Here is a 10,376-nt window from a genome sequence, read left to right as displayed (position 1 = left end):
AACGGGCCACCTCGGGGATGCCCCCGGCCCCGCCGCTGCTCGGCCCGTTCAGCGAAGCCGTGACCTGGACCCGCAGCCCCCGCTGACCCCCGCAACGACGAAGACACCCGGCGGACCGGGGGCCTTCTGACCACAGCCGCAACCCGGCAACGAAAGCCGACGACCCCCCACGAGCCAGCCCCCTCCTGCAACCCGATCCCCAGCCAAATCGGTTGCCGAGCCACCGGGTCAAGGCACGCTTTCCCGCCTTGACGCGGTGTCTCGGCAACCGAACACTGAAAGATCGGGTTCGGGAGGGCACCAAGATCCGGGCGTAGCGAAGCGAAGCCCGCCGCAGTAGAAAGCCGCGTAGCGCCGCCAGACCGCGCGCAACCCGGACCCAAAGGTCACCATGGATGAGTGACCCTCACCCAGCAACAGGACCCACGCCGCTGGAAAGCCCTGGCCGTGACCCTCACCGCGGGTTTCATGGGCCTGCTGGACGTCAGCATCGTGAACGTGGCGCTGCCGTCCATCCAGAAGGGGATCGGTGGCGACGCCGGCACCGCGCAGTGGGTCGTCTCGGGCTACGCGCTCACCTTCGGCCTGGTCCTCGTCTCGGGTGGGCGTCTGGGCGACGCGCTGGGCAGGCGCCGGATGTTCCTCATCGCGCTGGCGGCGTTCGTGGCGATGAGCGCGTTCGCGGGTGCCGCGCCGACGGGTGAGGTGCTGGTCGTCGCGCGGTTGCTGCAGGGGTGCGCGGCCGGGTTGCTCACGCCGCAGAACACGGGGCTGATCCAGGACCTGTTCCGCGGCGCGGAGCGGGGCAAGGCGTTCGGCGCGTTCGGGTCGGTGGTCGGCATCTCCACGGCGGTCGGGCCGGTGCTGGGCGGTCTCATCCTCGCCGTGTTCGGTGAGGAGCAGGGCTGGCGCTGGGTGTTCTACGTGAACGTGCCGATCGGGGCGTTCGCGTTCGTCCTGGCGCTGCGGTTGCTGCCGCGTGCCGAGGGCCGTCCCGCGCGGCTGCGGTCCGAGATCGACTTCGTCGGTGTGCTGCTGCTCGGGCTCGCCGTGCTGGGGGTGCTGCTGCCACTGGTGGAGTCCGAAGAGGACGGTGTGCGGCGGTTGTGGTGGTTGTTCCCGGTCGCGGCCGTGTTCGGGTTCGCGTTCGTCCGCTGGGAGCGGCGCGTGGTGCGGCACGAGCGCACGCCGTTGATGGACGTCCGGTTGTTCACCGAAACCCCGGGCTACACCCCGGGTGCGCTGATCGGCGCGGTGTACTTCTGCGGGTTCGCCGGGATCTGGCTGGTGTTCGCGATGTTCTTCCAGCAGGGCCTCGGTTACACGCCGCTGGAGTCCGGGCTGGCGGTGACGCCGTTCGCGGTGGGGGCGGCGGTTTCCGCGGCGGTGGCGGGGCGGCTCGTCGCGCGGTGGGGGCGGCGCCTCACGGTCACCGGCCTCTCGCTGGTGGCGTTGGGGCTGGGTGTCGTCGCGTTGCTGGCGTGGCTCGCGCCGGGGCAGGACCTCGGTCTGGTGGTCGCGTTGCCCCTGCTGGTGGCCGGGATCGGCGGTGGCATGGTGATTTCGCCCAACACGACGCTGACGCTGGAGTGTGTGCCGACCCGGATGGCCGGCGTCGCCGGGGGAGCGTTGCAGACCGGGCAGCGGATCGGCACGGCGATCGGCACCGCGGTGCTCGCGTCGGTGTTCCGGGCGGTCCTCCCGGCGTCCGGCAACGACTTCCCGGCCGCGCTCGCCGTCTCGCTGCTGTGTGCTGCCGGTTTTGTCCTCTTCGCGCTGGGGCTCGGGATCGCCGAACTCCGCGCCCGGCGAGCACGCGCCTCTAACGATCAACTACTCAGCGCCACAACTGCTGCTCCATATGAGTGAGACTTCCCCGAAGGTGCTAGATCTACGGAGAGCGACCGGGTAAACCTTGACTTGCCTTCACGGTGCGGGGATCAGCTACGGACAGTGGCTATGTGGAGCGGGTTCCGGGGATGGGGACCGCGCTCCGGGCTCTCGAGATCGGACACTCAGGGTCACGCCCGCCCCGGTACCGTCGGCGTCCGCGGGGGATCGTACGGCGGCAGGAAGGCACCCACGTGGGTGGGCCCGGACGAGGGGGAGCCGGGCCCACCCGTCGTGTGTGCTGGGATGAGGCGGACAGCAGCCGACCGGGAGGGGCGAGGCATGTCCGTGGCACCCGCCAACCGGCGGTACCGCGTCTGGTACCGGCCGATGACCGCGCGGAACCGCGACGAGGAGCACCGCGCGGCGACGCCGCTGGAATTGTTGTTCGACCTGTGTTTCGTCGTCGCCGTCGGCCAGGCCGCGGCGGAACTGCACCACGCGTTGTCGGAGAACCACGTCGGCCACGGTGTGCTGAGCTTCCTGCTCGTGTTCTTCGCGATCTGGTGGGGCTGGGTCAACTTCACCTGGTTCGCCTCCGCGTTCGACACCGACGACGGCCCCTACCGGTTGCTGACGTTCGTGCAGATCGCCGGCGCGCTGGTGGTCGCCGCCGGCGTGAGCAGGGCGTTCTCCGACGACTTCACGGTCATCGTGATCGGGTACGTGCTGATGCGGCTGGCGATGGTCGCGCAGTGGCTGCGGGCCGCCCGCAGCGCGCCCGAATGCCGGCCGACGGCGCTGCGGTACGCGCTGGGCATCACGATCGTGCAGGCAGGCTGGATCGCGCGGCTCGCGGTGCCCGAATCGTGGTTCCTGCCCAGCTTCCTGGTGCTCGCCGCGGCCGAGATGCTCGTGCCGGTCTGGGCCGAGCGCCGCACGCCGACCAAGTGGCACCGCCACCACATCGCCGAACGGTACGGCCTGTTCACGCTGATCGTGCTCGGCGAAACGATCTTCGGCGCGACGAACGCGGTTCGCGAGGCCATCGACACCGGTCACGACGTGCTGAACCTGGTGTTCCTCGCGCTGGCCGGGCTGGTCCTGGTGTTCGGCATGTGGTGGCTGTACTTCGATCAGCCCGGCCACCAGCGGCTCGCCCAGTTCAAGTACGGCTACGCCTGGGGCTACGGCCACTACCTGATCTTCACGTCGGCGGCCGCGGTCGGCGTCGGCATCGAGGTCGCGCTGGACCACGAAACCCACACCGGGCATGCGCCCGAGCTGGTCGCCGCGTTCGCCACGACCGTGCCCGTGGCGGTGTTCCTGGTCAGCGTGTGGCTGCTGCACGTCGGACCGCGCAACGAGTGCCGCCCGATCGCGATCGGCTTCCCGCTGGCCGCGGTGCTGGCGCTGGCGGTGTCGTTCACGCCGGTGCCGGTGTACCTGACCGCGCTGGTCGTCGCGGCGCTGGTGGCCACCATGGTGATCGCCAGCCACGGCGAACCGGTCAGCGACTGACCAGCTTCGGCAGCACCTCGCCCAGCGGCTCGCGCAACACGACGGTCGCCACCTCGTCGTAGGGCGTTTCGGAGGCGTTCGCGATGATCACCGGCGCCCCGGCCGCCGCCGCGATGTCCACCAGGCCCGCGGCCGGGTGCACCGTCAGCGAGGTGCCCAGCGCCAGCATCAGGTCGCACGTCTCGGCGGCCTCGCGGGCGCGGTCCACCACCTCCGGGTCGAGCATCTGCCCGAAGGAGACCGTCGCGGACTTCAGGATCCCGCCGCAGATCTCGCACTCCGGGTCGGACTCCCCGGCCCGCACGCGGTCCAGTGTCTCGTGCATGTCGCGGCGGTCGTCGCAGGCCAGGCAGATCGTGTCGGCCATCGTGCCGTGCAGTTCGACCACCCGGTCCGGCGAGTTCCCGGCCTTCTGGTGCAGCCCGTCGATGTTCTGCGTGAGGATCGCCGACAGCCTGCCCTGCCGTTCCAGGTCGACCAGGGCCAGGTGCGCCGCGTTCGGCCGGGCCCACCAGCCGGGGTGGTCGAGCCTGGCCTGCCATGACTGCTCGCGCACCTCGCGGCTGGCGACGTAGTCGTCGATGTGGGACAGCTTCTCGGCGTCCGGGTTCTTCGTCCACACCCCCTGTGGGCCCCGGAAGTCCGGGATGCCCGAATCGGTGGAGACACCGGCGCCGGTGAGCGCGACGATCCGCGAAGCGCCGTCCACGAGCCGTCGCGCGCGATCGAGTTCCGGGGCAGTCATGCCCCCATCGTGCCGCCCCGGAACCGCGATCACCACATCACTTCAGCGCGCTGCCCTGCTGCCACTGCTCCCACGACAGCGCCCAGTCGCCGTAGAGGTCCCACACCGGCAGCTGCTGCCCGCCGGAGTTGGTCACCTCGACCACGTCACCCAGCCCCAGGTTGTGGAAGAACCACTCGGCGTTCTCGGCGTTGAGGTTGATGCAGCCGTGCGACACGTTCGAGTTCCCCTGCGCGCCCACGCTGTTCGGGTTCTCGTGGACGAACTCGCCGTCGTTGGAGATGCGCTCGGTCCACTTCTCCTCGGACCGGTACCACTTCGGATCGCCCTGGCAGACGCCGTAGGTGCAGGAGTCCATCGTGTAGCTCTCGGCCTTGAACGAAATGACGTGCGCGCCGAGGTGCGTCGGGGTGGCGTCCTTGCCCATCGAAATCGGCATGGTCTTCACCACCTGGCCGTTGTGGAAGATCTGCATCTGCTCGGTGTTGCCGTCGGCTTTCGCGATCCAGGAATCGTGCACGTGGTAAGTCTCCGTGCGGTCCTCCGCGCCGTAGACGCCGTTGCCGAAATCGACACCGTAGATCTTCGCGGAAACGGTCAGCGTCGTGCCCGGCTGCCAGTACTCCTTCGGCCGGTAATGCACGTTCTTGTCGTCGATCCAGTACCAGCTGCCCTCCTGCGGCGGATTCGACACCACCGACAGCTGCTTTTCCACGTCCGCCTTGTTCTTCACCGGGTAGCTGAACTGGAAGACGACCGGCTGCCCGACGCCGACGCCGGTCTGGGCCACCGAAGCCGGCGCGGGGATCATGTTCGGGTTCGCCTGCTTCGACGGCGACACCGTGGTCACCTGGCCCTGCTGCTCGACGGTCTTGCCGCTGCGGTCCGCGCCGTGCGCGTCGATCGTGTAGGTGCTGCCGTACCCGAGCGGTTCCGACGAGGTCCAGGTGGTCTTGTCCGCCGAGAACTCGCCCTTCACGGTGGTGTGCTTCGCGGAGTTCTGGACGGTCACGTCCGTGAGCGTGCCGTTCGCCGCCTTCACCACGATCGGCGTGACCGGGCTGATGTTCTTCCCGTTCGCGGGTTCGATGGAAACGGAGACCGCGGCCGCCTGGCTCGACGTGCCGGGCGCAGCCGTGCCGCCGTTGTTCGTATTGCCCGAATTGCCGGAACTGCATGCCGACAAAAAGAGCGCCACCGCGAGCAGTCCAGCCGCGATCGGCGCGCTGCGGGTGAAAAGTAAAGTCTTCTTGACTGTCATGTGGTCTCTTTTTGGGAAATAGTGGGTGAGAAAGCAAAACTACCGCGCCCGGATAGACGTGCCCTCACCCGGTTTGTTGTCCCGGAGTGGCCCGCGTCACGCGATCTTGACCCCGGGGCCGCCGTACAGGCCGGGCCCGTCGATCACGAGGCCGTCCAGGTAGATCCGCGCGGCCTCGAACGCCAGGTCGGTCAGCTCCTCGGTGCGGCTGAAGTCCAGCGGGCTCAGCCGCACCGGACGCGGCCCCGGCAGGTAGACCACCGGCACCTCCGCCGCCGCGATCGGCGCCTCCAGCACGGCCTGGTTCCGCATGCTCACCATCGCCGTGTACATCAGCACCTCGGCGAACGTCTGCGGCGGGGACGGGATCTGGCCGGGGAAGGCGCAGTCCAGCACGACGAGCGACCGCGCGCCGAGCACCAGCGCCTGCCGCATCGGCACGTTCGCCACCAGGCCGCCGTCGTAGAGCAGCCGCCCGTCGTGCTCGACCGGCGGGTAGATGCCCGGGATCGCCGCGCTCGCCAGCAGGGGCGGCCGCAGGTCGCCGGAGGTGAACAGGCGCGCCTCCGCGGTGTCCACGTCGGTCGCGACGACGCCCAGTGGCAGCGCGAGGTCCTCGAACGTGGTGCCCGGCCCGAGGTGGTCGTCGACGATCGTGGCCAGCCCGATGTTCGGGAAGAGGTGGGTCTTGCTGTGCCGCAGGGTGCGGACCTGGCTGAGGACCCCGCCCGGGAACGCCTCGTGGCGGGTCATGTGGGTCCACGTCTTGCGCAGCCGTTCGCCGGCGTCGTCCGGGTCCAGCGCGAGCACGGCGCCGTTGAGGGACCCCACCGACGTGCCGACGACCAGGTCGGGCCGGATCCCGGCCTCGGTGAGGGCGCGCAGCATGCCGACCTGCATCGCACCCAGGCTGCCGCCCCCGCCGAGCACGAACCCGACCGGGCGGGGCAGGTCGACCTCGGGCATCGGACCACCTCCACTCGCATGGTGCTCCGCGTCCCCGCGCGCCGCCATCGGACGCGCGGTGGCATTCACCACCCCGGTCTAGGGGCTTCCGTTCGCGCTACCGGTGAGTAACACTGGTCACAATGTCTTGACGGCGCACCGAGGAGGTGTTCGGTGGTTGATCAGCCGAAGGTGACGGAGAAGGAAGCCCGCGCGGTCGCCGAGGAGGCCCGGGAGAGCGGCTGGCGCAAGCCGTCGTTCGCGAAGGAGCTCTATCTCGGGCGGTTCCGGCTCGACCTCGTCCACCCCCACCCCCGTGCCGAACCCGCGGCCGCGAAGAAGGCCGAGCAGTTCCTCACCCGCCTGCGCGAGTACGCCGAGACCCTCGACGGCACCGTCATCGAGCGGGAGGCGCGCATCCCGGACGAGTACGTCAAGGGCCTGGCCGAGCTGGGCTGCTTCGGCATCAAGATCCCGGAGGAGTACGGCGGCCTCGGGCTGTCCCAGGTCGCCTACAACCGCGCCCTGGCGTTGCTCGGCTCGGTGCACCCGACGCTGGGCGTGCTGCTGTCCGCGCACCAGTCGATCGGCGTGCCGGAACCGCTCAAGCTGGCAGGCACGCCCGAGCAGAAGGCGAAGTTCCTGCCGCGCTGCGCGAAGGGCGCGGTCACCGCCTTCCTGCTCACCGAGCCCGACGTGGGATCCGACCCGGCGCGCCTGGCGACCACCGCGACCCCGACCGAGGACGGCGGGTACCTCCTCGACGGCGTCAAGTTGTGGACCACCAACGGGGTGGTCGCCGAACTGGTCGTCGTGATGGCGCGGGTGCCGCGCAGCGAGGGGCACCGCGGCGGGATCACCGCGTTCATCGTCGAGATGGACTCGCCAGGCATCACGGTGGAGCGGCGCAACGCGTTCATGGGCCTGCGCGGCATCGAGAACGGCGTCACCCGCTTCCACCAGGTGCGGGTGCCCGCGGACGCGGTCGTCGGTGGCGAGGGCAAGGGGCTCAAGATCGCGCTGGCGACGCTGAACACCGGGCGGCTGTCGATCCCGTCGATGTGCGCCGGCGCGGGCAAGTGGTGTCTCAAGATCGCCCGCGAGTGGGCGGCGGCCCGTGTGCAGTGGGGCAAGCCGATCGCCGGGCACGCGGCCGTGGCGAACAAGATCTCCTTCATCGCCGCGACCACGTACGCGCTGGAGAGCGTGCAGGAGCTGTCCGGCCACATGAGCGACGAGGGCCGCAACGACATCCGCATCGAGGCGGCACTGGCCAAGCTGTACGCCAGCGAGATGTCCTGCAAGATCGCCGACGAGCTGATGCAGATCCGCGGCGGCCGCGGCTACGAGACCGCCCAGTCGCTCGCGGCGCGCGGGGAACGGGCGGTCGGCGTCGAACAGCTGGTGCGCGACCTGCGGATCAACCGCATCTTCGAGGGCTCGACCGAGATCATGCACCTGCTCATCGCACGCGAGGCGGTGGACGCGCACCTGGCGGCGGCCGGGGCGCTCGCCGACCTGGAGGCCGACCTGCCCGCGAAGGCGAAAGCGGCGGCCAAGGCCAGCGGCTTCTACGCGAAGTGGCTGCCGCAGCTGGTCACCGGCCGCGGTCAGGTGCCCACGTCGTTCGCCGAGTTCGGGCAGCTCGCGCCCCACCTGCGTTACGTCGAGCGCACCGCCCGCAAGCTGGCGCGCTCGACGTTCTACGGCATGGCGCGCTGGCAGGCCGGGCTGGAGAAGCGGCAGGGGTTCCTCGGCCGGATCGTCGACATCGGCGCCGAGCTGTTCGCGATGTCCGCGGCCTGCGTGCGGGCGGAGATGCAGCGCGAGGACGATGTCCGGGAGGGCGAGGCCGCCTACGAGCTGGCCGACGTGTTCTGCCGCCAGGCGCGGGTGCGGATCGAGACGTTGTTCGAGGGCCTGTGGCGCAACACCGACGACGTGGACCGCCGCCTCACCGACCGGGTCATGGACGGTGCCTTCACCTGGCTGGAGGAGGGTGTCCTGGACCCGAGCGAGGGCACCGGGCCGTGGATCGCGGACTGGCGGGCGGGCGCGTCCACCGCGGAGGACGTCGCGCGGCGGTACACGGCGGGCTGAGCCGTGGTACTACTCGGCGGTGGCCTTCGTCGAGCTGAGCACGGACACTGTGGACGGTGCGATCGCGGCGGACCGGCTCGGCGCGGACCGCGTCGAGCTGTGCGCCGCGGGCGCGCTGGGCGGGCTGACCCCCGGGCCGGGACTGCTCGCGGCCACCCTGGCGCGCTGCACGCGCGCCAGGGTGCACGTGCTGATCCGGCCGCGGGACGGCGGGTTCCGCTACGCGCCTGCCGAGGTGGACGCGATGCTCGCCGACGTCCGGCACGCGGTCGCGGCCGGAGCGGCGGGCGTCGTGGTCGGGGCGCTGACCGCGGCCGGCGAGGTCGACCGGGTCGTGGTGGGTGAGCTGGTGGCCGCCGCCGGTGGCCGCGAGGTGACGTTCCACCGGGCGATCGACGTGTGCGCGGATCCGCTGGCGGCGCTGGAGGTGCTGGCCGAGCTGGGCGTGCGGCGCGTGCTCAGCTCCGGCCAGGCGGCGACCGCCGTCGAGGGGGCGCCGCTGCTGGCGCGGATGACGGAGCTGGCAGGCGACCGGGTGACGGTGATGGCGTGCGGCGGGATCCGGCCGCACAACGTGCGCCAGGTGCTGGAGACCACCGGCGTGCGGCACGTGCACGCCGCGCCCCGGCGCCCGGCCGAACAAGTGCCGGCGACGGCCGTGGACTTCGGCGTGCACCAGACCCTCGACGTCCAGGCGGCGGAAGAGCTGATCGCCGCCGCCCGCTGAACGCACACGAGCGCAGAACTCGCTGTGGTGAGTTCTGCGCTCGTGGATGTTCCCGCGCGGGGGGTCACTCGGCCTTGCTGGGCTCCGCGGTGCGCTCGTCGAGCTTGCCCATCGCCTTCTTCTTCTTCCACCGCAGCAGGAAGAAGAGCCCGACGGCGACCAGCACGCCGACCACGATCAGGCCGCCGGTGTTCAGCACGCCCTCGATGCGCTTGGCCGCCTCGCCCATCGCGGCGCCCAGGCTGATGTGCAGCAGCGACCAGCTGATCGCGCCCGCGGCCGCCGCGGGCAGGAACTTCCGGAACTCCAGTCCCGACGTCCCCGCCGCGGCCGGCGTCAGCGTCCGGATCACCGGCAGGAACCGGGCGAAGAACACTGCCCAAGCGCCCCTGCGGTGCAGCACGTCGGTCGCCTTGTCCCAGGCGTCCGTGCCGTACTTCTGGATCAGCTTGGTCTCGCGCAGCCGTGGCCCGAACTTCCGCCCGATCGCGTAGCCGAGCGAGTCGCCGAGGATGGCGCACACCGCCACCACCGCCCACAGGATCAGGAACCGCGGCGCGGTGTTGGCGGTGGTCGCGGCGACCAGCAGTCCCGACTCGCCGGGGGCGATGAAGCCGAGCCCGATGGTGCACTCGGCGAACACGAGTGCGCCGGTCGCGCCGACCAACGCCGGCTGCGGCAGTGCCTGCAGCCATTCCAGGATGTCGGTTACCAGCGCCACGTGTGATCCCCTGTCCTTTTTGCCCCTGCTGACCCCTTCAAACTACCGTGCACGGTATCGGGCTCGCGGCGCACTTTCGTCAGGGAATTCCCCCGACTTTCAGCGGGTGAGGAGGCTGCTGGCTTCCTGGGCGGCGGGTCCGGCTTCGGCCAGGTGCGCCAGGTTGGCGGGCAGTTCCTCGCCGCGGTGGCGCTTGGTCTGGGCGTAGAGGCGGCCGGCGCGGTAGGAGGAGCGGACCAGCGGCCCGGCCATCACCCCGGCGAACCCGAGGGCCTCGGCGACCTTGGCGTGCTCGACGAACTCCTCCGGCTTGACCCAGCGGTCCACCGGGTGGTGCCGCACCGACGGGCGCAGGTACTGGGTGATGGTCAGGATCTCGCAGCCGGCCTCGACCAGGTCGCGCATCGCGGGCTCGACCTCCTCGGGGGTTTCCCCCATGCCCAGGATCAGGTTCGACTTGGTGACCAGCCCGGCCTTGCGGGCGCGGGTGAGGACCTCCAGCGAGCGGGCGTAGCGGAAGCCGGGG

At 70.7% G+C, this 10,376-nt stretch carries 9 protein-coding genes and 1 pseudogene; 5 read left to right on the top strand and 5 right to left on the bottom strand.

The window, feature by feature from the left end:
* Positions 1-468: 468 nt before the first annotated feature.
* Positions 469-1,869 carry an MFS transporter gene (locus ACCP09_RS37270; protein WP_231960965.1) on the top strand — a complete coding sequence of 467 codons (1,401 nt, stop codon included), beginning with the start codon at positions 469-471 and terminating at the stop codon, positions 1,867-1,869.
* Between the two features lie 303 nt (positions 1,870-2,172).
* A complete protein-coding gene (locus tag ACCP09_RS37265) occupies positions 2,173-3,351 on the top strand; it encodes a low temperature requirement protein A (protein ID WP_027934758.1) in 1,179 nt (392 codons plus the stop codon).
* On the opposite strand, the gene ACCP09_RS37260 is transcribed toward ACCP09_RS37265, so the two are convergent.
* Positions 3,341-4,096, bottom strand: a complete 756-nt coding sequence (locus ACCP09_RS37260; RefSeq protein ID WP_433753635.1) for an SIR2 family NAD-dependent protein deacylase — start codon at positions 4,094-4,096, stop codon at positions 3,341-3,343. The genes ACCP09_RS37265 and ACCP09_RS37260 overlap by 11 nt on opposite strands.
* A gap of 37 nt (positions 4,097-4,133) precedes the next feature.
* Positions 4,134-5,108 carry a L,D-transpeptidase gene (locus ACCP09_RS37255; RefSeq protein WP_433753633.1) on the bottom strand — a complete coding sequence of 325 codons (975 nt, stop codon included), beginning with the start codon at positions 5,106-5,108 and terminating at the stop codon, positions 4,134-4,136.
* Positions 5,109-5,112: 4 nt separating this feature from the next.
* Between ACCP09_RS37255 and ACCP09_RS37250 the strand changes: the two genes are divergently transcribed.
* Entirely contained in the window at positions 5,113-5,379 is a 267-nt protein-coding gene (locus ACCP09_RS37250; RefSeq protein ID WP_433753631.1) for a hypothetical protein, read from the top strand.
* A 74-nt stretch (positions 5,380-5,453) separates the two neighbouring features.
* Here ACCP09_RS37250 and ACCP09_RS37245 read toward each other — a convergent pair whose 3' ends face one another.
* Positions 5,454-6,323, bottom strand: coding sequence for a patatin-like phospholipase family protein (locus ACCP09_RS37245; RefSeq protein ID WP_027934761.1), 870 nt, complete (start codon positions 6,321-6,323; stop codon positions 5,454-5,456).
* 153 nt (positions 6,324-6,476) lie between these two features.
* Between ACCP09_RS37245 and ACCP09_RS37240 the strand changes: the two genes are divergently transcribed.
* On the top strand, positions 6,477-8,402 hold the full coding sequence (locus tag ACCP09_RS37240) for an acyl-CoA dehydrogenase family protein (protein ID WP_027934762.1): 1,926 nt from the start codon (positions 6,477-6,479) through the stop codon (positions 8,400-8,402).
* Between the two features lie 19 nt (positions 8,403-8,421).
* On the top strand, positions 8,422-9,129 hold the full coding sequence (locus ACCP09_RS37235) for a copper homeostasis protein CutC (protein WP_433753629.1): 708 nt from the start codon (positions 8,422-8,424) through the stop codon (positions 9,127-9,129).
* Positions 9,130-9,193: 64 nt separating this feature from the next.
* Here ACCP09_RS37235 and ACCP09_RS37230 read toward each other — a convergent pair whose 3' ends face one another.
* Complete coding sequence (locus ACCP09_RS37230; protein WP_027934764.1) at positions 9,194-9,850, bottom strand: DedA family protein; 657 nt, start codon at positions 9,848-9,850, stop codon at positions 9,194-9,196.
* 99 nt (positions 9,851-9,949) lie between these two features.
* A pseudogene (locus tag ACCP09_RS37225) lies at positions 9,950-10,376 on the bottom strand (lipoyl synthase); the annotation flags it as partial.

Origin of the sequence: Amycolatopsis sp. 3B14, from assembly GCF_050958625.1 — a bacterium.
Classification (GTDB): domain Bacteria; phylum Actinomycetota; class Actinomycetes; order Mycobacteriales; family Pseudonocardiaceae; genus Amycolatopsis_E; species Amycolatopsis_E thermoflava.
This window is presented reverse-complemented; position numbering and strand designations above follow the sequence as displayed.